26 protein-coding genes and 1 pseudogene are annotated in these 23,309 nt (G+C 39.1%); 11 read left to right on the forward strand and 16 right to left on the reverse strand.

What is annotated here, in order from left to right:
• Positions 1 to 467 precede the first annotated feature (467 nt).
• The 4 genes from FTU64_RS14975 to ftsY all read right to left on the reverse strand — a co-directional run bounded on the left by FTU64_RS14975 (position 468) and on the right by ftsY (position 4,122).
• Complete coding sequence (locus FTU64_RS14975) at positions 468 to 1,145, reverse strand: DUF2057 domain-containing protein (RefSeq protein ID WP_180060197.1); 678 nt, start codon at positions 1,143 to 1,145, stop codon at positions 468 to 470.
• Between the two features lie 200 nt (positions 1,146 to 1,345).
• On the reverse strand, positions 1,346 to 1,939 hold the full coding sequence (locus tag FTU64_RS14980) for a nitroreductase family protein (RefSeq protein WP_180060173.1): 594 nt from the start codon (positions 1,937 to 1,939) through the stop codon (positions 1,346 to 1,348).
• A 214-nt stretch (positions 1,940 to 2,153) separates the two neighbouring features.
• Complete coding sequence (locus tag FTU64_RS14985; protein ID WP_180060175.1) at positions 2,154 to 2,840, reverse strand: nitroreductase family protein; 687 nt, start codon at positions 2,838 to 2,840, stop codon at positions 2,154 to 2,156.
• 175 nt (positions 2,841 to 3,015) lie between these two features.
• Positions 3,016 to 4,122, reverse strand: a complete 1,107-nt coding sequence (gene ftsY / locus FTU64_RS14990) for a signal recognition particle-docking protein FtsY (RefSeq protein ID WP_168379661.1) — start codon at positions 4,120 to 4,122, stop codon at positions 3,016 to 3,018.
• Between the two features lie 250 nt (positions 4,123 to 4,372).
• On the opposite strand from ftsY, the pseudogene FTU64_RS14995 reads away from it, so the two are divergent.
• Both FTU64_RS14995 and FTU64_RS15000 read left to right on the forward strand, forming a co-directional pair.
• Positions 4,373 to 5,686: pseudogene (locus FTU64_RS14995) on the forward strand (M16 family metallopeptidase); the annotation flags it as partial.
• A 126-nt stretch (positions 5,687 to 5,812) separates the two neighbouring features.
• The gene (locus tag FTU64_RS15000; protein ID WP_180060179.1) at positions 5,813 to 7,381 is read left to right on the forward strand and encodes a pitrilysin family protein; all 1,569 of its coding nucleotides are present in this window, start codon (positions 5,813 to 5,815) and stop codon (positions 7,379 to 7,381) included.
• On the opposite strand, the gene FTU64_RS15005 is transcribed toward FTU64_RS15000, so the two are convergent.
• Both FTU64_RS15005 and FTU64_RS15010 read right to left on the reverse strand, forming a co-directional pair.
• Positions 7,305 to 7,628, reverse strand: coding sequence for a hypothetical protein (locus FTU64_RS15005; protein ID WP_180011239.1), 324 nt, complete (start codon positions 7,626 to 7,628; stop codon positions 7,305 to 7,307). The genes FTU64_RS15000 and FTU64_RS15005 overlap by 77 nt on opposite strands.
• 109 nt (positions 7,629 to 7,737) lie before the next feature.
• A complete protein-coding gene (locus FTU64_RS15010; RefSeq protein ID WP_078188493.1) occupies positions 7,738 to 8,097 on the reverse strand; it encodes a hypothetical protein in 360 nt (119 codons plus the stop codon).
• 222 nt (positions 8,098 to 8,319) lie between these two features.
• Here FTU64_RS15010 and FTU64_RS15015 point away from each other — a divergent pair, with 222 nt between their 5' ends.
• The 4 genes from FTU64_RS15015 (at position 8,320) to FTU64_RS15030 (ending at position 10,081) form a co-directional block, all read left to right on the forward strand.
• Positions 8,320 to 8,553 carry a hypothetical protein gene (locus FTU64_RS15015; protein ID WP_078188494.1) on the forward strand — a complete coding sequence of 78 codons (234 nt, stop codon included), beginning with the start codon at positions 8,320 to 8,322 and terminating at the stop codon, positions 8,551 to 8,553.
• Between the two features lie 139 nt (positions 8,554 to 8,692).
• Positions 8,693 to 9,070, forward strand: a complete 378-nt coding sequence (locus tag FTU64_RS15020) for a DUF2750 domain-containing protein (protein WP_078188495.1) — start codon at positions 8,693 to 8,695, stop codon at positions 9,068 to 9,070.
• A 106-nt stretch (positions 9,071 to 9,176) separates the two neighbouring features.
• Entirely contained in the window at positions 9,177 to 9,608 is a 432-nt protein-coding gene (locus tag FTU64_RS15025) for a CBS domain-containing protein (protein ID WP_078193901.1), read from the forward strand.
• Between the two features lie 122 nt (positions 9,609 to 9,730).
• The gene (locus FTU64_RS15030) at positions 9,731 to 10,081 is read left to right on the forward strand and encodes a hypothetical protein (RefSeq protein WP_180060180.1); all 351 of its coding nucleotides are present in this window, start codon (positions 9,731 to 9,733) and stop codon (positions 10,079 to 10,081) included.
• A 9-nt stretch (positions 10,082 to 10,090) separates the two neighbouring features.
• On the opposite strand, the gene trpB is transcribed toward FTU64_RS15030, so the two are convergent.
• The 10 genes from trpB to FTU64_RS15080 all read right to left on the reverse strand — a co-directional run bounded on the left by trpB (position 10,091) and on the right by FTU64_RS15080 (position 18,567).
• A complete protein-coding gene (trpB, locus tag FTU64_RS15035) occupies positions 10,091 to 11,299 on the reverse strand; it encodes a tryptophan synthase subunit beta (RefSeq protein WP_180005109.1) in 1,209 nt (402 codons plus the stop codon).
• A 131-nt stretch (positions 11,300 to 11,430) separates the two neighbouring features.
• Positions 11,431 to 12,618 carry a VWA domain-containing protein gene (locus tag FTU64_RS15040; protein WP_078188499.1) on the reverse strand — a complete coding sequence of 396 codons (1,188 nt, stop codon included), beginning with the start codon at positions 12,616 to 12,618 and terminating at the stop codon, positions 11,431 to 11,433.
• Between the two features lie 204 nt (positions 12,619 to 12,822).
• The gene (locus FTU64_RS15045; RefSeq protein WP_180060182.1) at positions 12,823 to 13,164 is read right to left on the reverse strand and encodes a hypothetical protein; all 342 of its coding nucleotides are present in this window, start codon (positions 13,162 to 13,164) and stop codon (positions 12,823 to 12,825) included.
• Between the two features lie 189 nt (positions 13,165 to 13,353).
• On the reverse strand, positions 13,354 to 14,205 hold the full coding sequence (locus FTU64_RS15050; RefSeq protein ID WP_180060184.1) for a MoxR family ATPase: 852 nt from the start codon (positions 14,203 to 14,205) through the stop codon (positions 13,354 to 13,356).
• A gap of 21 nt (positions 14,206 to 14,226) precedes the next feature.
• Positions 14,227 to 14,610, reverse strand: a complete 384-nt coding sequence (locus tag FTU64_RS15055) for a hypothetical protein (RefSeq protein ID WP_078193907.1) — start codon at positions 14,608 to 14,610, stop codon at positions 14,227 to 14,229.
• Positions 14,611 to 14,631: 21 nt separating this feature from the next.
• A complete protein-coding gene (locus tag FTU64_RS15060; protein WP_078188503.1) occupies positions 14,632 to 14,940 on the reverse strand; it encodes a YcgL domain-containing protein in 309 nt (102 codons plus the stop codon).
• Between the two features lie 124 nt (positions 14,941 to 15,064).
• Complete coding sequence (locus FTU64_RS15065) at positions 15,065 to 16,207, reverse strand: HRDC domain-containing protein (RefSeq protein WP_180060186.1); 1,143 nt, start codon at positions 16,205 to 16,207, stop codon at positions 15,065 to 15,067.
• Positions 16,208 to 16,408: 201 nt separating this feature from the next.
• Positions 16,409 to 17,005 carry a recombination mediator RecR gene (gene recR / locus FTU64_RS15070; RefSeq protein WP_180060188.1) on the reverse strand — a complete coding sequence of 199 codons (597 nt, stop codon included), beginning with the start codon at positions 17,003 to 17,005 and terminating at the stop codon, positions 16,409 to 16,411.
• A gap of 12 nt (positions 17,006 to 17,017) precedes the next feature.
• Positions 17,018 to 17,347 (reverse strand): YbaB/EbfC family nucleoid-associated protein, encoded by a 330-nt coding sequence (locus tag FTU64_RS15075; protein ID WP_078188506.1) that lies wholly within the window; start codon positions 17,345 to 17,347, stop codon positions 17,018 to 17,020.
• 32 nt (positions 17,348 to 17,379) lie between these two features.
• Positions 17,380 to 18,567, reverse strand: coding sequence for an O-succinylhomoserine sulfhydrylase (locus tag FTU64_RS15080; RefSeq protein WP_180060190.1), 1,188 nt, complete (start codon positions 18,565 to 18,567; stop codon positions 17,380 to 17,382).
• 142 nt (positions 18,568 to 18,709) lie between these two features.
• On the opposite strand from FTU64_RS15080, the gene FTU64_RS15085 reads away from it, so the two are divergent.
• From FTU64_RS15085 to FTU64_RS15105, 5 genes are all read left to right on the forward strand, one after another.
• A complete protein-coding gene (locus tag FTU64_RS15085) occupies positions 18,710 to 19,804 on the forward strand; it encodes an alpha/beta fold hydrolase (protein WP_180060192.1) in 1,095 nt (364 codons plus the stop codon).
• Positions 19,805 to 19,821: 17 nt separating this feature from the next.
• Positions 19,822 to 20,694 (forward strand): NAD(P)-dependent oxidoreductase, encoded by an 873-nt coding sequence (locus tag FTU64_RS15090; protein WP_180060194.1) that lies wholly within the window; start codon positions 19,822 to 19,824, stop codon positions 20,692 to 20,694.
• Between the two features lie 88 nt (positions 20,695 to 20,782).
• Entirely contained in the window at positions 20,783 to 21,052 is a 270-nt protein-coding gene (locus tag FTU64_RS15095; protein ID WP_078188510.1) for a YARHG domain-containing protein, read from the forward strand.
• A gap of 31 nt (positions 21,053 to 21,083) precedes the next feature.
• Positions 21,084 to 21,497 carry an HIT family protein gene (locus FTU64_RS15100; RefSeq protein ID WP_078188511.1) on the forward strand — a complete coding sequence of 138 codons (414 nt, stop codon included), beginning with the start codon at positions 21,084 to 21,086 and terminating at the stop codon, positions 21,495 to 21,497.
• A 310-nt stretch (positions 21,498 to 21,807) separates the two neighbouring features.
• A complete protein-coding gene (locus FTU64_RS15105) occupies positions 21,808 to 22,887 on the forward strand; it encodes a porin (RefSeq protein ID WP_180060196.1) in 1,080 nt (359 codons plus the stop codon).
• Positions 22,888 to 23,309 lie beyond the last annotated feature (422 nt).

Below are 23,309 nucleotides of genomic sequence, written 5' to 3' on the forward strand. Positions count from 1 at the left end.
TACTGACAAAAATTTGCTCAAATAAACTTCGAGTAATTTCTACCATCAATCAATGAAAATAATTTCGATCGATCAATCAGTAAAAATCCACACAAGTTGTTCTTCATAATCTCTTAATGATCTTCTTAATGCTTCGTCAGCAAATAAGAGAACAACATCAAACAACTCAAAACCTTATGTTTATCACTGTCTGCGTTGGTATGCAGCGTATTCTATAGAGTTTCAAAACAAACACAAGCCCCTATCACAGAAATTTCTATGATATTGCGCCTGAGTGTATATTTTTTAAACTATAAGCAATTTATTGCTTATTTAAAGATCAATATATCTACATATTCCGCTTTATGAAAGACGAATTTTATAATTATTGGTGATTTTTATATTCTTCAAACTAAAAAGCCCGTAATTCAACGGACTTTTCGAATAGCACTGACTTGAATAAAACTAAAGAAGTTACGAAAGTGACTTTAGTTTGCTTGCTCAGCCAACCAACTCATGAATTTTTGTCGTTCAGCTTTATTGGCCTTTTGCCAAAGCTGAATTAATTGTTGATCTGCCCCATTTTCATTAATAATCACATTTTTTGAAGCTACTACAGGAGATACTACGTTCGTTGGTTTTGCAGTTACAGATTGCGCATAAACAGGTGCCGGTTGATTTTCTGGCACAGCTTCTTTCTTCGTAAAATCTACGGCATTACCCAAAACACCATTGGAGAAAATCGATTTTTGTTCTTTCTTCGCCCCAGCTTGCTGCACAAGTAATTGATTAGATTTGTCATACAAACCAAATATCGGTTGGTCTTTATATTTTTGCGCAGCATCAAAATCTCTTGGTGCATTGACTAGACCTAAACGGTACTCTTGACCATCAATCAGTGCTGGAGTGCGAATAGCAGCAACTCCTGATTTTAATATATCGTGTGAATTATCAGCATGTTGAAAAAATTCGCTATAACGGACCGTTAATACGTTTTCACCTGCATCTAGCTTATATTTCTCGGTAGATCGAAATAAACCACCAGTAACTTCTTGATCATTAACTGCAACTATTTTAATTTCTTCCGGAACAGTCAAAGTTACAGCTGCAAATCCGGCACTACTTAACATCAGCGCTGTAGCTGCAACAGTTAATCTTAAAGTCATCATTATCACTCTTTATCAATTATTTAGTTTCGAATGCACTATGCAATGCATATATGACAATCTTATGACATCTAACAATCACTGTATATTTTGTTTCAAGACATTATTTTGATATTCATTCAAGAATTTTGCATATAAAAAAAGGATGCTCAAAGCATCCTTTTTAATTCATCACACCATCATTACTTGAATGTTTTGAATTACTTGAATGTTTTGAATCGTTCTTCATCTGCAATAAAGGTTTTTTCACCTGCAGGTGCTTCAATCGAACCAAAAACAAGCTGTGCGCGTAGTTTCCATTGATCTGGCACATCAAATGCCGCAGCTGTTTCAGCATCAACAATTGGATTGTAATGTTGTAATGACGCACCAATATTTTTTTCAGCCAAAGCCGTCCAAGTAGCAAATTGAGCAATCGCTGTTGAGTGTTCAGACCATACTGGGAAATTATCTGCATAAAGTGCAAATTGTTCTTGGAGGGCTTTTACTACAGCCTGATCTTCATAAAATAATGCTGTACCAAAACCTGCTGCAAAACTATTAATCTTGCCATTGGTTCTTTCAAATGCATCTGCAGGTACAATTTTACGTAAAGTTTCACGTACGATATTCCAGAATTTTTGATGTGCATCACCAAACAGAATAACGACACGAGACGTTTGAGAGTTAAATGATGACGGACTTAAACGTACTGCATTTTTAATGGTTTGCTCAATTTCATCTTGCGATAAAGTAACGTTATTACCAATAGAATAGATTGTGCGACGTTGTTCGATTTGATTCAAGAATGACATTACAAGACCTCTTTTTATTTTCAATTAGCTGACTAAGTTGAGATTTATAATAGGTGATGTTTTTAACAGTTGCATGACTATATTTACAACATTGTGTCTTATTTCTAGAACAATCAGTTGCAAGCATCTAAATACCTACAACCCACTTACATTCAAATATTGGTTCACAGTCTTTAGGACAGCAGAAATCAAAGCAACCTACAGAACATAGAAATTACTCATAAATTCTAAACTGATCTTGATCTTCTGGTTCTAAACGTTCAGGCGCTTGGCCTTCAATTGAACCAAAGACTAACTGCGCACGAAGCAGCCATTGTTTTGAAATATCAAAGTGTTCGGCAACGGCATAATCAATGTGTGGATTATAGTGTTGTAAACATGCGCCTAAACCTGCATCTGCGATCGAAGTCCATACTGCGAATTGCGCCATGCCAGACGTTTGCTCCGACCACACTGGAAAATCTTCTGCACTTAATGGCACTTTCTTTTGTAATTGTTGAATCACAACTTGATCTTCATAGAAAAGTACAGTTCCCAGGCCAGCTGCACACTGATCTATTTTGAGCGCCACACCTTCAAAAATATAACTCGCAACATTCTTGCGTTGTACGTCTTTTACAATGTCCCAAAATTTTTGATGAGATTCGCCAAATAAAACTACAATACGTGTGCTTTGCGAATTATATGCAGATGGACAACTTCTTACGGATTCTTGAATCAGTTCCGCCAAATAAGCCTGACTGTAATGCACCTTCTTTCCAAGCTCGTAAATACTGCGACGTTTCTTTAATTGATCAACAAAGGACGCTTCTATTTCTTGGTCGGTATTTTTCTTTTTTAATTTAAAATCTTTAGTGATATCCGCAGTCAATACATGACCAATTTTATCGAGTAACGCCACCCTAAACACCCCAAAGCAATTTTTATATATAAACAACAATTCCTTACTTATTCTAAGGGTATATCAGGCTGAATTTTGATTATGATTTATTCACATGTTGCTTTTTAAATCAATCAATAAGCTCAAAAACAAAAAACTCCGCATTTTGCGGAGTTTATGTGACATTTAACGCAATTTATTTATCAGTTTCAAATAATGCTGCGACAAATGATTTTGCTGAGAATGGACGCAAGTCATCAATTTTCTCACCTACACCAATAAAACGAATTGGCACATGGGTACGGCTTGCAATATTAAATAACACACCACCTTTTGCTGTACCATCAAGCTTAGTAATAGTTAGACCTGTAAGTCCTACTGCCTCGTCAAACATTTCAACTTGGTTAATGGCATTTTGACCTGTGCCTGCATCTACCACTAACATCACTTCATGCGGAGCTGTAGCGTCAATTTTTTGCATTACACGTTTTACTTTAGACAACTCTTGCATGAGGTGTCCTTTGTTATGTAAACGACCTGCGGTGTCTGCAATCAGCACGTCTACGCCTTTTGCACGAGCACTTTCAAATGCATCAAAAATAACTGAAGCAGAATCTGCACCATGACCTTGCGCCACAACTGCAATATTATTACGTTCACCCCAAATTTGTAATTGTTCTGTGGCTGCTGCACGGAATGTATCACCAGCAGCCAACATTACTTTTTTACCTTCACCCTGTAAGCGTTTCGCTAATTTACCAATCGTGGTGGTTTTACCCACACCATTCACACCAACAACCAAAATCACATACGGATTTTTATTGCTGTCGATATGTAGTGGTTTAACACGTGGTGCAAGTAATGCCACCAGTTCTTCTTGAAGCGCTTTATATAAAGAGTGCGAGTAAATTAAATCGCCACGTTCAGTACGTTCAGTTAAGTTCGCAATAATCGTTTTGGTTGCATCGACACCAATGTCAGCAACCAAAAGTTGCTCTTCAACTTCCTCTAAAAGTTCATCGTCAATTTCCTTCCCACCGATCAGGATATTCACCATGCCGTCTGCCAAGTTCTTACGTGACTTTGCTAGACCTTCTTTCATTCGACTAAAGAAGCCGCCTTTCGCCTTCGAGTCTTCAGTTTCTGACTCTGTTTCTTGTAATGGTGCAGCAACGTCTTGCTGTACTTTCGGTGTCTCGATAATCGGCACATTTACCGCAGGTAAACTCGGTAGCGTGACATCGTCATCACCGATATCAGCATCAATCAAAAATTTATTCTGCCCATGAGATTGCTGTTGCATGCCGAATCCTTGAAAAGCACTGCGTTAAAAAAACCGATTCTATCATAAGTTATCTTAAATTGAGTCGATACACGCCCGTCAGAGCGAAGCACACTAAAAAACAACATGTTGAACTTGCAATCAAAATTAACTTTAGGAAAACTAGATAGCTATAAAATGCATTTTAATGGATTCCTTTGTGTCCCATAAAAACAGATTTTCTCCTTATTTTTTTAAAACTTTATTTCGCTCTGCGCTTCCTATCTGTGTCATCAGCAGTTGCCTTTGGTCTGCACCCAATCTACATGCAGACACACGTACCCAATTAACGCGAAGCACCTTTGAAACCACGCTTAAAAATGGCTTAAAGGTCATTATCCGTGAAGACCACCGTGCACCGATGGTAATGACCCATATTTGGTATCGTGTTGGCAGTAGTGATGAGTCGGGCAATCTATTAGGGATCTCTCATGCACTCGAACATATGATGTTTAAAGGAACCACTAAAGTTCCTAATGATGAATTTACACGTCTCAGCCGTATCTATGGCGGCAGCATCAACGCTGCAACCTTTACCAATTACACCAATTATTATCAGTTGTATCCTAAAGCCTACTTCCCTATGGCGCTGGAGCTCGAAGCGGATCGTATGAGTAATTTACGATTACAACAACAAGATTTCGACCCTGAAATTAAAGTGGTTATGGAAGAACGCAGACAGCGCACAGATGACAATCCTCGTTCTTTGGCTTATGAACGTTTCAAATGGATCTCTTATCCAACCAGTCATTATCGCCAACCTGTCATTGGACATATGAAAAATCTGCAAAACATCACATTGGCAGATTTAAAACAGTGGTATAAAGATTGGTATACCCCGAACAATGCCATTTTGGTGATTGTCGGTGATGTCGATGCCGAAGCAGCCATTCGTCAAGTTCAAAAATACTTTGGTGATATTCCATCACGTAAAACACCTGATCGTAACGATGTGAGGGAATTCGAGCGTGTGGGCTATCGTCATATGGAACTAAATTTACCCGTACAAGTGCCCAATTTGTATATGGCGTGGAATGTACGCTCACTGGCTACCGCCAAAAACCCACAAGATGCTTATGCACTCAATATTATTCGCAATATTTTAGACAGCGGCATCTCATCGCGCCTACAAGACAAACTGGTACGAGATAGAAAATTACTCACGGCTGTAAGTGTTTCTTATGATCCATACAATCGTGGTGATAGCTTGTTTACCATTTCAGCACTCCCTGCCGATGGCGTCAAAATGGAACAAGCGCAAAAGGCCATACAAGATGAAATCGACACTTTAAAAACAGAATTAGTCAAAACACCTGAAGTTGAACGCATCACCACACGTTTTGTTTCCAATTTAGTCTATAACCAAGATGACATCAGCAGCCAAGCCAAGACGATCGGTAACTTAGAAGTCAATGGGCTCAGTTTCAGGCTCATGGACGAATTACCAAAACTATATGAAAACGTCAGCGCACAAGATATTCAACGTGTCGCAAATGCGTATTTTGTCAAAGAAAATTTAAGCACCATGTATCTGCTTCCAGAACAGACGGAGGTTCCAACAACCTCAAATAAAGCAGATCAAACAGTAAAATCCGCTCAAACGGAAGTTGTTATTCCAGAGCAACAAATCAGCTCAACCCAAAACACAGATAGCGTCTTGTAAGGATTAGTGATGACTATTACGAAAATTTTATCCCTAAGCTTACTCACTGCGTTTGGCTCAATCCTCCATGCAGAAACATATACGGAAAATGTTCCTGACCTCAACGATAATCCGAGCCAATTACAATCTATCCCCATGCTGCAAAGTTTAAAGAATTTACAGATTGATAAAGACTACCGTGCTCCACTTGTTCAAGTACTGAAAAACCGAAATGGCGTAAATAGCCTGTTTGTTGAGTCACAAGATCTACCTATGGTGGATATTCAACTGACCTTTAATGCAGGTTCTGCTCGTGATGAAGAAGTCGGAAAAGGCTTGTATGGTGTTGCCAACATGGCTGCACGTTTAATCGATGAAGGCACAGAAAAATACAATGCAACGCAAATTGCCTCGGTTTTTGACCAAACAGGTGCTCAATTTAGCGTGCAAGCACATCGAGATATGTTTGTCGTTCGGCTACGCGTATTGTCAGACCCTAAAAAATTAGAACCTGCTTTAAGCATGATGATGGACGTGATTAAAAATGCGACTTTTAAAACCTCTAGTCTAAACTTAGCTCTCAGTAATAACCAAGCTGGTCAGAAGCAACTCCAAGAAAGCCCAAGTCGCTTAATGAATATTCGATTCTATCGGGCTGTATACGGCACACACCCTTATGCAGAACCGATTACGGGAACCAATGGCAGTATCAAAAAAATCACCCCAGACATTTTAAAAAAGTTTCGTGATCAATTTTTAGTTGCTCAAAACTTGAATATTGCCATTACAGGCAAACTCAGCAAAAAAGAAGCTCAGAACCTAGCAGAACGTATTTCTGGAAACTTAAAGCAAGGCGAAAAAGCCAAGGCACTTGCACAACCAGAAGAAAAACAAGGGTTTGATATTATCCATCTTCCCTACAATTCCACCCAAGCCAACGTCATATTTGGACATTTAGGGACGACCCGTGATAACAAAGATCGATTAGCCTTAGAAGTAGCCAATCGAATGTTTGGCGGTGGTGGTTTTAACTCGGTCCTCATGCAAGAGCTTCGTGTCAAACGTGGCTATACTTATGGTGCCTATAGTGCATTTAGCTTTAGCCAAGCGCCCGGTATCTTTAGTTTTAGCTATGGAACACGTCAAGATCAGCTGATAGATAGTATTCGTGTTGCGCATAAAGCCTTTAATGATTTTGTCAAAATGCCTATTGATCAAAAACAAATGGAAGAAACCAAAGCCGGTATGCTGCGTGCTTTTCCGAATAATTACAGCAGTAATGCAACAATCAATGCACAGCTTGGTCTATTGGGCTTTTATCAACAAGACCCAGATTATTTGACCCAGTACCCTAAATTATTGGAAAAAATAACTGTAGCTGATGTACAAAATGCGGTTCGTACCTACATGCACCCTGAAAATATGACGGTGATTGTGGTCAGTAAAACCTTAGATAAAAATGAAGTACAGCAGATATTGGAGGAGAATGTACAAGCAGCTCCAACCAAGATAATCCCTGCGACTAAGGCTGTTCCTCTGCCAAAGCCGGAAGTTGATGTGCCCGTACAGACTCCATCTGATAAGCATGCATCAATTTAAGATAAGCACCCACACGGATGCGATCTTGCTGTCTCAGCAACATCGCCATTTCCTGAGTTTCAGGATAACTTTGCTGAAACGCAAGTCGTGATACGTTTTGGTATTGCTGTACAGAAATAGGACGATATAAGGCAATCACAGCCAATACCAAAATCACCACGATCATGACTGAAACAAAGATATTATAAATTTGCTCTAGCTGTATTTTAGATTTGAATTGAATAATTTTTTCTAAATCAATAGTCATACACTACCTCAGGTTCAAAGTAGTGTATGGCTGACGTTCAAGAAGTTCAAGTCACAGCGCTTAAAACTGAATCAGTCCACCGTTTCAGTCTGTGAGTTAGCTAAACAATTTAATGAATAATGGTACGTATCACCGCAAAATAAAGAATTAATGCAATAATCGCCAAAACGATAAATACTGCAAAAATACTCATTCCACCTTCTGCATGCGCAGGATGTAAATCATCATCATCGGCGATTTTGAGTAATTCGCCATTATATGCATTGTAAAATTCTAAGCGCTGTCCCTTATCTAAATCCCGTGTGAAATCATATACACGTTTGCGCTGTGCTAAACCAAAATCCCCTAAATGAATCTCCTGATGAAAAATTGCGTCATCAAGATTGCGACGATGTAGATGTGCCAATTCCACAATTTGCGCTAATGTCGGAGGATAATCTAAAGTTAAACCGTCTAAAACTTTTGTCATTTTACTTCTCCTTATTATCTACAACTTCTTATGTTAGTATTTTACTCATGAAAACAATTGTTCATTGTTTAATCATGTAAACTATAGCAAATTAGAAATATTTACGTGAATAGTTGACAATTCAAGATAATTGTAATATTAGTTTAATAATACTTAGTTATATTAGTTAATAGGGCTAAAGAATGGGCCCTTAATGATCATAATTAGAATAAGGAGTTAAATATGATTCAACAATTCTCTCAACATGAACTCGAACATGTATACGCAAATGCGGTAAACACAATTCAATCTCAAATGAACTTCAGCGATGCAGTTCACGAATTGGAAGATGCAGCTCGTGCTGGACATGGTAAAGCAGCGTTATTTTTGGCTGAACTTTATTATCAAGGCTTCCGCGTAGAACGTGACTCACTCAAAGCGCAATATTGGCAGAACATGGCCACCTTGCAAGCATAAAAAAACGTCACTAAGGTGGCGTTTTTTACACCCTTCAACTTTTAACTACATAAATTCTTACAATCCAGTTCAAAGCTTACACAGCTTTTTCATAAGAATTTCCTACAATAGGAGCAACATCAACAACACGCTGCATATGATGTCTAAATTAAAGCAATATAAACCTATTCCAAAAGATTTATTTTTCAAAATTAGTATTTTAAAAACCATGATGTACTGTGGAGTCCTTTGGGGTCTCTACCACCAACAAGGTTGGGCAATGACCAGCGATCAAGATCATATTATCTTCCCGTTTTGGCTAAATGGCATTCAAGCGCATAAATATGCCAAAAAGCATTGGCCCAACTACACTCCACGACGCATTACACCAGAAGATTTTGAGGCATCGCTATTACCGACATTAACACGCCTTAAAGTCATCCCTGCGTTGCATAGCTCTAGCCATATCCGTCTCAAGCTCACAACCTCGCAAATGCGTTTATTCTTTTTTAACCAAGATAAGATTCAAATGGCATAAAACCCTCAGTGCATGTTTGACCCCAACATGCACTGAAAAGTATTTGCTTTTTTCAAATTTCGCGCTAATTTAAATTAAACAAAAACTACTATAAAGGAATGAAAATATGACTACAGTTGCCCAAGTACTTAAAGACAAAGCTTATCAAGAAATCTACACCATCACCCCAGATGCGACTGTACTCGAAGCCATTTCCCTGATGGCACAAAAAGGCATTGGTGCCCTCGTTGTGACCCATGAAGGCACAGTTGTTGGGATTTTGTCTGAGCGTGATTACACACGTAAAATCGCACTCATGGAAAGAACCTCTTTCGATACCTCCGTCAGTGAAATTATGACGGGTAGTGTCATCACTGTAACAAGTGCAGCGACTGTCGAAGAATGTTTAGAACTCATGACAGATCGCCATTTACGTCATTTACCTGTCGTTGAAGAACAGAAATTAACAGGCTTAATCTCCATCGGTGACCTTGTAAAAGCAGCAATGGATGATCAACGCAAACTCATTGAACAGCTACAGCAATATATTTCTGGCTAAACTCAAAAATCCCCCTTAACAAGCTTTAAGGGGGGAATTCTAAAAATCAATAATTTAATATAATTCAAAATTTGTAATGACATACACATTACAAATTAATTACTTTTCTCAATTTCCTTCTTATGCTTAAACCCGCTTTAGATAAATTAGACCAACTAGATGCCATCATTTTAGAATTAGAACGCTTAATGTTATCGATGAAAGACGATGAACTGCTGCAATACCACCGATGTACGATCAATTTAGAGATTGCTTCTGCTGTCGCTGAAATTTTAGATGCAAAGGCAATTATTTATGCGCTACATCCTGAGTTAATTCCAATTACATCAAGCGTTAACCACACTATATATAAAAATTATGTCAAAAAAAATATCCCAGTTAAAAACTGGGATACTTCGAATATAGATCGGGCTATACAACTGCAAAAGATTTTTGCACCATCAACAGATGATGAGCAACTTAGTCTTTTTTAATGGCAGTAATTAATTTAAACCTAATTTTTCAGCCACATAGTCTGAGTCTTTATCGCCCCGGCCTGAAACGTTAACAACAATCTTCACATCTTTGGCAAGTTTTGATGCTTCACGAATTGCCCATGCAACCGCATGTGAACTTTCTAGTGCAGGCACAATACCTTCTACACGTGAAAGCGTCATGAATGCATCTAAACATTCTTGGTCTGTCGCTGTTGTATATTCAACACGGCCTAGGTCTTTTAACAAGCTATGTTGTGGCCCCACTCCAGGATAATCCAAACCTGATGCAATTGAATGCACTGGTAATGGCTCACCCTGTTCATCTTCAAGGACATAACATGCCATACCATGAATTTGACTTGGTTTACCCAATGTCAACGTCGCAGAGTGCATATTGGTATCTAAACCATGGCCTGCAGGCTCCACACCCACAAGTTTTACATCTGTATCATTGAGGAATGCTGTAAATGCACCAACGGCATTTGAACCACCACCCACGCATGCAACCACATAGTCAGGATTTGCACCAAATCGATCATTGGCTTGAACTTTAATTTCATCACCAATAATTGACTGGAAGTCACGGACCATTTTCGGGAATGGATGTGGGCCAACCACTGAACCAATCGCATAAATAAAATTGGTTGGATCTTTTAAATATTCTTCAAAAGCGCTATCTACTGCATCTTTGAGCGTAGCTGTACCACGTGTAACAGAGATCAGGTTGGCACCTAAAATCTTCATTTTCACCACGTTTGGATGTTCTTTTTCAATATCCACTTGCCCCATGTGAATTTCACATGGAATACCTACCAAGGCACAAGCCGTTGCCAATGCTACACCATGCTGACCCGCGCCAGTTTCAGCAATCACTTTGGTTTTACCCATGTATTTTGCTAACAAAGCTTCGCCAAGGCAGTGGTTAATTTTATGCGCACCGGTATGGTTGAGGTCTTCACGCTTTAGGTAGATTTGTGCGCCACCTAATTTGTCAGACAAGCGCTTTGCATAAAACAATGGACTAGGACGTCCAACATAGTGTGCAAACAACTCTTTCAATTCATTTTGAAATTCTTCTGTATGACGAATTTGCTCATAAGCAACATTAATGTCATCCATTGCCTGTTTTAAATCTGGTGGAATGAACTGCCCACCGTATTCACCGAAGAAACCTTCTTCATTAGGTAATGCGATACCATTAATTTGATGATCCATCATATTTCCTTCATGTTGTATGCAAAACAAAGACTTTTAAATACTATCCAATTTTGAAAATAAGAAACAATGCAAAATTGGAGTAAGTAATATAAACATCATTGATAAGAAAAAGTAGCGTTTTTAAAGCTTTAGCGCGCTAAATATTTCGTCATATCTTCCACACCTTTGAGGGTCATCGGGAACATATGATCTTCAAAGATTTGTTTAATCGCAGCAATGGTCTGGGTGTAATGCCAATAACTTTCTTCTTCTGGATTTAACCACGCTGTTTTATCAAAATGATTGCGTAAGCGCTGTAACCACACCTGACCAGCTTCATCATTCATATACTCCACAGATCCACCTGCCGAGTTCAACTCATATGGTGCCATACTCGCATCACCGACAACGATGACACGGTAATCTCGACCATAGGTGTTGAATAGATCCCATGTATTCATACGCGTGCTTGAACGGCGAATATTGTCTTTCCATACATAATCATATAAACAGTTATGAAAATAGAAATACTCTAAAGTTTTAAATTCCGTTTTTGCAGCGGTAAAGAGCTTCTCACATTGGGCAATATGTGAATCCATCGAGCCCCCAACATCAAAAAGCATCAAGACTTTAATGCGGTTACGTCGTTCTGGAACCAACTGCACATCCAAAATACCCTGTTTGGCAGTTTCACGAATGGTTCCGTCGATATCCAGCTCTTCTGCTGCACCTTGACGGGCAAATTTACGCAAACGACGCAAAGCCATCTGCATCTGACGACTGCCGAGAATCTGCTCATCATCTAGGTTTCGGTATTGACGTTGTTCCCACACTTTCACCGCAGATCGTTTACGACCAGGCCCACCAATACGCACGCCTTCAGGATGGTCGCCATAGGCACCAAACGGCGACGTACCACCCGTCCCAATCATCCGATTACCACCCTGATGCTTTTTATGCTGCTCGCGCAAACGCTCTTCGAGCATTTTCATCAGTTCTTCTAAGGAACCAGCTTTTTTTAATTCTTCTCGTTGTTCTGGTGTTAGATGCTTTTCGATGAGCTCAAGGTCAAACCAATCTTTTGGCAGTTTATGTACCTGATTTAATAGCTCATCCAAATCAAAGGTAGCAATACCGTCAAAATAGTCCTTCATTGCACGGTCGAACTTATCAAAGTAACGTTCATCTTTGACCATGACGGTTTTTGCAAGCTGATAAAATTCATTTTGATCTGCAAAGACCAGCCCTGCTGCCACTGCTTGGTTCAAGTCAATCAATTCACGAGTTGAAACAGGAACACCGTATTTTCGAAGGGTATAAAACAATCGCACAAACATAGGCGAATAAAATCCAATAAAAATTAAATATCAGGAGGTCAAATCCAGTGTGAATGCATGTGATCTTGTTATTTCATCTGCAACTGAGTCTTGCCTTTACATCCACCATTATGAAAAATTGATCCCTACAAGTAAAGCCAAAAGCTTTTACTGCGTGTTCATATACGTTGCCCTATCTTCCCAAAGAAAGGTAAATGACATGATTTATTCACAAGTCGCATTTCTATTTTTAAGCGATTGTTTAAGAGTTTCATATTTGTGCTGAACTTTGAGGCGATCTTGCTGCAACTTTTCAATAGATACGATTTTATGAAAACCTTGATGGTTTCTATAGCGGTTAAAATCGCTTAGGTTCAAGATCACAAAATCATAATATTTCAGCTCATGTACAGTTGCAGCACAGGCCTTTTGCTGAATGGCCGTTTGAGCTGCGAGATGATCTGATTGATCATCGAGCTTTTCTTTAAGTTGATGTTCTGCAACTTGCGCCCAATACGCATTCTGGAGTAGCTGTTGATGCTGCTGTTCAAACTGAGCATCATCCATCGCATAGCTATAACCAGTAAATACAAGCTCGCAGCCAACAAAAGTACAGTCGGCTTTAATCTCCTAGGTACAGCTATGTGTACACGAGATACGTATGCATTTGTCTGCATAATTCACCTTTATATTTTTTAATGCTCAAAATAAAAGCCGGATAACCGGCTTTTAAATCTTTGATAGAATTTATATCAATTAACGACGTGACATAAATGCTAGACGCTCAAGCAATTGCACATCTTGTTCATTCTTAATCAAGGCACCATAAAGCGGTGGAATTGATTTTGATTTATCTGTATTGCGTAAAATATCTTCTGGCATATCATCCGCCATCAGCAAACTCAACCAATCAATCAACTCAGAAGTTGAAGGCGGCTTCTTTAAACCCGGAACTTGACGTAACTTAAAGAAGATTTGTAGTGCTTCAGAAACCAAGGTACTTGAAATATTTTCAAAATGTACATCGATGATTTCACGCATAGTTGCTTCGTCAGGGAACTCAATATAATGGAAGAAACAACGACGCAAAAAGGCATCTGGAAGTTCTTTTTCATTATTTGAAGTAATAATCACGATTGGACGTTGTGTAGCCGTAATTGTCTCACCCGTCTCATACACAAAGAATGACATTTTATCGAGTTCATGCAGCAAATCATTAGGGAATTCGATATCTGCTTTATCAATTTCGTCAATTAGAAGTACACAACGTTCTTCACTGGTGAACGCTTCCCAAAGTTTACCCGGCTTAATATAGTTTTTGATGTCATATACACGGTCATCGCCCAACTGACTATCACGCAGACGGGATACGGCGTCATACTCGTACAAACCTTGTTGAGCCTTGGTCGTCGATTTGATATGCCAAGTAATGAGCTTAAGGCCTAAACTTTCAGCCACTTGTTCGGCTAAAAGTGTTTTACCTGTCCCCGGCTCACCTTTAACCAAAAGTGGCTTTTGCAATGAACGTGCAGCTTTTACTGCAAGTTTTAAGCTATCGGTCGCAATATATTGATCTGTACCAGTAAATTGTTGAGTTTCAACAGACATGACATAACCTTATTTTTTTATTTAAAGCGGTGAAATTTTCTTGTTTACAACGTGCTGTGGTTTCGCTGCATTGTATTTGGTCCAAAAATAACCGAGGACTAAACCAATACCCACCACAAAGAGAATCAACGATAGATTCAACCAAACCAATGGCTGATCTTTTGTTAATACACCAAAAATCAAACCAAAAATCGCAGGTGCGATTGCTGCATTTGAACCTTCAGAAACGGTTGGTGTTAATAAAATAGCAAATACGATAAGCCAACCAATGGCACCGATCGTTTTGGGTAAGCGCTTCATCAGCCCATACCAACACAACAAAGCAATTACAGCCCCACCTAGGTAAACCGTAATTGCAATACTGCTTTCAGGAATTGAGTCCAATACCGATACTACACCATTCATTTTCACAACTCCTGAATTAACTTAAGCGCCGCGCAAGCCTTCTGGCTCAACTGCATTTGGGTCAATTAAACCTTCTGGAGGCATTTGAATAAAGAACCCTTTTGTTTCAATTGAATCTAGTACATGCAATACGTTCACACGTGCAAGTTTGCGTGATTCACTAAGTTCTAGATCCATGACAAATGTGGCACGACCAAATGCTGTACGTAAAGCATCAGGCATTACTGCAAGCGGATCAGTCGCTTCAGTTTCGTTTTCATTAACTTCAGGACGAGCAATATAAAGATACATTTCATCTTTTTTGCTCGATTTGTAGATAGAACAGTACATAATTGAATCAATACTCATTAAACGCAAGGCAAAGGATACATCAAAAAAAAGACTGATACATTAGTGTTTATTAACGCATCAGTCGTGAATTTGTATAAGTGATAGTTCTTTAATCAATCAGAACTTATTCCATCACTTTCATTTGACCAGAAAGATAGCTTTCATCGGCATGCAGTACTTCAATTAAAGGCTTCGTCAGCAAATCATAGCGCCAGCCCAATAGGTAGCTCGGTAAATCCTGTTCATCATTATGAAATACCACATGCTGATACAAAGCATTTAACCATTTTTTGCGCATTAAAACTTCTTTAGGCACAGAGGTTTCTTGTACTGCACGCTGAATGACTGTATCGACGCGCGAACCAATATCCTGAGACGAATGACGAATTGGACGTGCCATACGCAGCGGCCATTCAGCTTGTTCAGGTAAAAACTTCAACAAATCTAAAATAATTTTACCATGCTCACGCACAATGTTCGGACGAATGTCTTTCACCGCACTCAATTGAAAATTATTTTTTGGATTTTTTTCTACCATATCAATGATGGTTGAGTTTTTAAGAATAAAACTACGTGGCTGATTTAAGGCTTTCACCATTTGCTCACGCCAAACTACCAATTGCTGAATTTGCATGAGCTGTCGACGTGAATGTCGATAATTACCAACATCGTGATACAACAAATGGATCGGCGTTTCAGTGCCAATTTCATAAGTTAAATTTTTGCAGTCCTCAAGCACACAATTTAATAAACTTTTCGCAGCCAACTCGTTTTGAATCGTTTGGCTTAAATTCATTAAATAATGTACATCATTCGCTGCATAATTCATTTGCTCGGCACTGAGTGGGCGAGCCAACCAATCTGAACGAGTCTGATCTTTATCAATATCGACATCGAGCATGGTTTTTAAGGCATTTTGATAGCTGACTTGTAAGCCATGCCCTAAAAATGACATCCCAACTTGGGTATCAAAGACATTTTCTAAAGACTTATGCTGTGCATAGTGATAAATCAGGTCGATATCTTCACTACAAGCATGAAAAATGTTTTGCTGGGCCACAAATAATTTTTGCCAAAATTGGCTTAAATCGAGGGTTGTACCATCAAGTAAATACACTTGATTTTGTACATTAATTTGGAAAAGTCCAAGTTTGGGCCACAGGGTATCTACTTTTATAAACTCGGTGTCGAGTCCGTAAATCGAGCTTTGGTCCATAAGATTTAAAACGGAATTTAAATCTGGCTGATTTTGAATAAATTGATACATAAGTTGCTGAGTCTAATTTTAGATGCTCTATGAGCTTATATTAACTGATATATATTATTTATCTATAAGGAAAAACGTTATTTTAGTGACTTATTTCTTTTATTTGGCTTTTTTATTCATTATAAACAAAAACTTTAATCGTTATTAAGTATAAATAATTAGGTGGATTTTATACAAAGCGAAACGAGTTTCGCTCTATAGTTATTTCATTCGCATTCGGTTATGCACGGCCTGACTTAAGGTATGGCTATCCACATATTCAAGCTCACCACCCTGTGGTACACCCTGTGCAATACGGGTCATTTGTATTGGTAAATGCTTGGTCGCTTCAACCAAATAATGTGCTGTCGCTTGACCTTCAACCGTTGCATTGGTCGCCAAGATCACTTCCTGCACTTTACCATCACTTAGTCGTTGAATTAAATATGGAATACCAATTTCGTCGGGGCCAATACCATCGAGTGGTGACAAATGTCCACCCAATACATGATATTTCCCTCTAAAACTGCCACTTTGCTCGATTGCCATGACATCTGCTGGAGATTCAACCACGCAAAGCAGTTGATCATCACGCTCTGAAGAGATGCAAATATTGCATACTTCATCTTCAGTCAATGAATGGCAAATGGAACATTCATAAATATAGTTGGTTGCTTCAGTCAATGCATATGCCAAACCAACAGCGCCTTCCCTATTTTTCATGATTAAGTGCAGTGCCATACGTTGAGCCGACTTAGGCCCAACGCTTGGCAAAATACGCAATGCCTGTACAAGTTGATCAAAACGATCACTAAACATTCAACGTATTCCTTAGAATAAACCTGAAAGACCTGGTGGAAGACCCATACCAGAGTTTGCAGATTTCAGTTTTTCTTCTGAAATCACTTCAGCTTGACGTGAAGCATCATTCATTGCCGCTGCAATTAAGTCTTCAATCATATCTGCATCATCTTGAAGTAGTTCAGGATTAATTTCGATACGTTTCACTACATGACGTGCAGTCATAGTAACTTTAACCAGACCACCACCTGCTTCAGCGTGAACTTCAACTTGTGCAAGCTCTTCCTTGGCTTTTTTAATGTTGCTCTCAACTTCTTTTTGCATGCGTTGAGCTTGCTGCATGAGCATATTAATGTTCATAAAAATCTCCGAACAAAACTGATGAATTCACTTTAGATAAGATCTAAACCGCGTGAAAGATCGCGAATAATATCATTAATATCTTCTAAACCAACAGATACGCGAATTAAACCTTCGCTAATCCCTGCTGCTTTTTTCGCTTCTGCTGACATTCTGCCATGAGAAGTCGTTGCAGGATGAGTAATTGTTGATTTTACATCACCCAAATTACTTGTAATAGAAAGGAACTTGGTATTATCAATTACTGTCCAAGCACCTTCACGTTCGCCTTTGGCAACAAACGACACAACACCGCCAAAGCCTTTTTGTTGCTTTTTCGCCAACTCATGACCTTCATGATTTGGAAGTCCCGCATAGTACACTTTTTCAACTTTCGGGTGCGCATCCAACCATTCAGCTAAAGTCTGAGCACTTGCACAATGTGCTTTCATACGTAAGCTTAAAGTTTCTAGACCTTTCAGGAAGATCCATGCATTGAATGGACTCATCGAGTTACCCAGTGTACGAATAACACCTGTAATCTCTTCCATCAATTTTGCACTACCAACAACTGCACCACCGAGCGCACGACCTTGACCATCAATATATTTTGTTGATGAGTAGATCACGAGGTCCGCACCTAATTTAATCGGTTGCTGTAACACCGGTGTACAGAAAGTATTATCGACTGCAAATAATGCCCCATGCGCATGTGCAATATCAGCAATGGCTTGTAAATCCCCTACTTGAGCCAATGGGTTTGACGGTGTTTCAATGAACAATAGGCGTGTAGTTGGGCGAATCGCTTGTTTCCAAGCATCTAAATCTTCCAAATCAACAAAAGTAACGTCAACACCAAATTTGATGACATATTTTTCAAACAGAGAAATGATCGAACCAAAGACAGCACGTGAACACACCACATGATCGCCAGCTTTCAAATATGCCAAAGTGATCGCGTGTACGCCTGCCATACCCGAACTTGTCGCAACTGCGGCTTCAGCACCATCTAAAACAGCTAAACGTTTTTCGAAAGCTTGTACAGTTGGATTGGTATAACGTGAATAGGTATTGCCTTCAATTTGACCTGAAAATTTTGCTGCGGCATCTGCTGCACTTTCACAAACAAATGATGAAGTCAGGAAAATTGGCTCGCTATGTTCACCCTCAAAAGTACGAGTATGACCTGTACGAATCGCTAAAGTCTCTAATTGGTATTCGATGTCGTCTTGTTGGCTCATCTGTATTACTCAGTCGCGAAGAACTGCCTTTGTGAAGAATTGCCAATATTTTGAGCGTCTAAGCTATTTAAGGTCAAGGTAAAATACGAAATTATCGCTTAGACTTCAACCAATCCTACAAGGACTTAGGCAATTGACAGTTATGCACCCTTTCAAACAGAAATTTCTGGCGCAGCAAAAGAAAATTAAACACCTGTCTACACGTGTGTTTAATGCAAAATCGTTGGTCCTTTCTCAATCGACACCTTATGAAGTAACTACTGAATATAAACATGCAAAAGTTCGGTATTACGCTTCGCCTGATCGTAAATACAAAGAACCCTTAGTGTTTGTTGCTCCACTGGCCATCAATATGGCAATTTATGATTTGTATCCATATCGCTCATTGGTGAAACATTTTCAACACAGTGGCTTTGATGTCTATTTGTTGGAATGGGGAAAGTTGAACTATCAAGATCGATTCTTAAATTTTCTATCGTTTATTGATGATGTGATTCCCCATTGTATAGATCAAATTTGTGAGCATGCAGATAGTCGATACATCTCGCTACATGGTTGGAGTATGGCTGGAGTCTTTGTCACGCTGTATACCGCATTACATCAACCTGAACATGTTAAAAATCTCATGGTGATGGGCGCACCAATTGATAGCTATGCCTCAGGTCTTATCGGAAAGTTATTTCAAAAAACCAATCGCTTGCTTTCACGTAGTAAGAATTTACAAGATACTGTTTACACTGGGAAAATTCCTAAACATTTTATCCATACACCGGGCGTGCTTAATGCGATTGGATTTAAAATCGTCGATCCAATGGGTTGGTTCAAAAGCCAAAAGCAATTTTTATCTAACTTAGATAATCTGCATGACCTGTATGAACATGCAACCATGGGCGATTTTCTCAATCACATGATTGACTATCCGGGTGGCATTAACCAAGACATGGTGTTCAATGTTTGGCTACAAAATCCGCTTAAAAACGGCATTATTCAATTGAAAGATAAAGTTATTCAATTAAAAAATATCCACTGTTCATTGTTGATTGGCGCGGGTTCTAGCGATCAAATTGTTACGGCAGATGCAGCAAGTCCTTTAGGCGAATTGACAAGTAGTCAAGATGTCACGTTTACTCTCATTCCCGGTGGTCACCTCGGCCTGATGTCGAGTCAAAAAAGTGCCAATCAATTTTGGCCAACTTTGACCCAGTGGCTTACACAAAGATCCAGTTTATTGAAATAAAAATTTAGAGGGTAAAGATGATTCAGTCAGTTGCATTTATCGGATTGGGCGCAATGGGTTACCGTATGGCAGCGCACCTACCAAAACAGTTCGACACGGTTTATGTCTGGAATCGAAACTTTACCAAGGCAGAACAACATGCTGCTGAATTTGGTACGCAAGCGGTTGCTTTAGAGCAAGCAATACAAGCGGACATTATTTTTTCCTGCCTACCCATCAGCCAAGATGTTGAAAATTTAATTGCGAGTGTAACGCTGAAATCAGGCTCGATTTGGGTCGACTGTACCAGCGGTGTACCCGAATCTGCAAAAAAACTCGCTGCTGCCTTAAAGCAGCAAAATATTGCATTCTTAGATGCCCCTGTGAGTGGACAAACCATTGGCGCTGAAACGGGAACATTAACCGTCATGATTGGTGGTGACAAAGTAGCCTTTGAACGTGCATTACCTGCGATCCAAACATTTGGCAAACTGATTAAACATGTGGGTGAACCGGGTGCGGGTTTTGCCGTCAAAGCTGTAAACAACATGTTAATGGCTGTAAATCTTTGTGCAGTTGCTGAAGGATTCACCACCTTAAAAGCGCATGGCGTGGACTTACATGAAGCACTCGATTGTATTAATGCGTCGAGCGGTAAAAGTAATGTGACTGAAACAGTTTTACCGCAGCGCGTACTGAATCGTAGCTTCCCATTAACCTTTGCACTTCCATTACTTGCAAAAGATACGGGAATTGCTGTTGATCTGGTGCGACAAGCAAAACTTTCAGCACCGGTGCTCTCTTTGACGCAAAATTTAATCCAAGCAGCAAGCGATCAAGCTGAAGAAAACAGTGATTTTTCAAGCGCTATGATTATGTATGAAAAATGGAGTAAAATTACAATTGAGTAATAACTCGCCATTGAATAACGATAAATAACCATCATATTGTACTCTAGTGTCATAACACACATTGTTACAAATGACAGAGGAAACTCGCATGAACAAATTTACCCTCGCAACTTTGCTAGGTGCTGTAACTTTAATCGGGGCTTCTACTGCTGTTTTAGCATCTGAGCAAGAATGCCAAAAGTTGAAAAATGACCATGATGTGATTTATGCATCGAAAGGTTTCTGCTTTAAAGATCCTGACGCTAAAGCGAAGTTTGGCAATGACAATTGCTACACAACTAAGCCTAAATTTTCAGAAAAAGAGCAACAACGACTTGACGCGATCAAAGATCGTCAGAAAGAATTGAACTGTAAATAATTACGATTCAATTCGCTCAAGGAATTTAGCAATGACTTATGATGATCAAAATATTTTTGCTCGGATTTTACGCGGAGAACTTCCTGCGTTTAAAGTCTATGAAGATGATCAAGTACTCGCTTTTATGGATGTCATGCCACAGGCCGAAGGTCATACGCTCGTAATTCCTAAAACCCCTGCTATTACGCTGCTTGATTTAGATCCAGAAGCGGCTGCTTATACCATTCAGGTAGCTCAAAAAGTTGCAAAAGCAATGGAAAAAGCCTTAGACGTGAAAGGTATCGTATTGATGCAGTTGTCTGGCGCTGCTGCGGGTCAAACTGTTCCGCATGTGCATTTCCACCTAATTCCGACTTCAGTGCATGAATTAGGTAAACATGCCGCACAAATGGGCGACATGGAAAAAATCAAAGCCATTGGCGAAAAAATCAAAGCAGCACTTTAAGTTCAATTGAGTTTAAAGTGATGATCAATGGAGCTTCGGCTCCATTTTTTATGTCTCGAATATTATCCCAAGAACTTTTAGCTGCAAAATTTACTGTTCAATACAACTCTAAGCATTTAATAAATATTCATTTTTATAAGTATAAAAGCAATTTAAACCAGAAATCACCTTTCACCGTTTTGAAATATTTCCTTAATAGAACTGTCTTATTTGTAATGAATACTTAGCGCCATTAGATAGCGAAATTACTTCTAGCCAAGCTACTGATAAAACATATTGATATGACTGGAAAAGTCTTCTGGAGCTTCAAATGAAAAAAACTCTATGTGCATTAGCAATCGGGGCAACAATTCTTACACCAATGATGGCGTCTGCTGCAGATGTAAAAATTTATGGCCGTGCACATGTCTCTCTTGACTATCTAGATGATGGTAAAGATTACAACGAAGTTGGTCTTTCTTCTAACGCTTCACGCTTAGGCTTCAAAGTAGATCAAAAAATTAATGATGACCTCAACGTATTCGCTCAAATTGAGCAAGAAGTAAACTTTGCAAGCGGTAGCCAAGACAGTAAAGGTGTAGATTTTTCAACACGTGACACATTCGTGGGTTTAAAAAGTTCAACTTATGGTCAAGCACGTGTAGGTCGTTTTGACAGCCCATTTAAAGTCGCACGTAGCCCTGTGAACTTCTTCGGTGACATGGTTGGTGACGTTCGTAACGTAACACGTGTAGGCAACTTAAAATTTGATGAACGTAATGAAAACACCATTGAATATAAATCGCCAAAATTTGGCGGTGGTTTCAATGTATTAGCTGCAATGTCGATGCATTCAGGTACACAAATTGACCGTGAAACAGATGGTGAAGGCAAAGATGACAACAAAGCCTATGACCTTGCTCTAACCTATAAAGAAGGTCCAATTGATTTTGCAGCAGCTTACGAAAAGTATGATGAAAATGCAGCAAACGCAGCAGGTGGCGCAAGTCGAGATGCATTCCGTATTGCCGGTGCATATAAATTAACTGAAGAATTTAACTTGGGTGCCTTATACCAAATTGCCAAACACGACAACGATACAGCCAACCCAGATACTCAAGTTTTCGGTGTAGCTGGCGAATATAAAGTAACGCCTAAAACCTCAGTACGCGGTGAATACTTCTACCGTGACGTAGATGCTGATGATGCCAATGCAAGCTTGATCGGTGTGGGTGTAGAACATAAGTTGGATAGCACATTACGCGTATACGGCAACTTAGCAACTGTGCTTAACGACAAAAACTCTAAACTCAACCCTTGGAAAGAAGGTCGTAGCTTCGGTAACGGTATTTCAGGGATCGGTGATGAAAATGCAACTGCACTTTCTCTTGGTCTACGTTACGATTTCTAAGCTGCAATATCTCCCCCAAAAGACATACTCCGGTATGTCTTTTTTTACTCAAAAGAAATGTTTCAGGACTAAAATAAGCTAAGTTCATCATGTATCAAATATTTAAAAAGTATTTAAAAAGTATTTAAAAAACTTAGTCCAGCCTCTTTAACATCAACCATATAGAGATCGTTTAACAGCACTACATCAATAGCCCATTTTTTTTAGCAAAACTTAAACATAACAAATAAAAATCTTATTCATTCAATAAAGATTCTCATTATTAACAATATAACTTTTAGTAAATATAGTAAATTAACCCGAATCGCGGATAAGAAATAAACTTGAAAATAAGAAGACTAGAGCCATCAGTTGAGTTACCACACAAAACTCACAACTCTAGTCCTAATGTTCAATAGTACCGAATTATTCTGCGTAATTGA

The sequence above is a fragment of the Acinetobacter sp. YH12128 genome, assembly GCF_013418655.1.
Lineage (GTDB): Bacteria > Pseudomonadota > Gammaproteobacteria > Pseudomonadales > Moraxellaceae > Acinetobacter > Acinetobacter amyesii.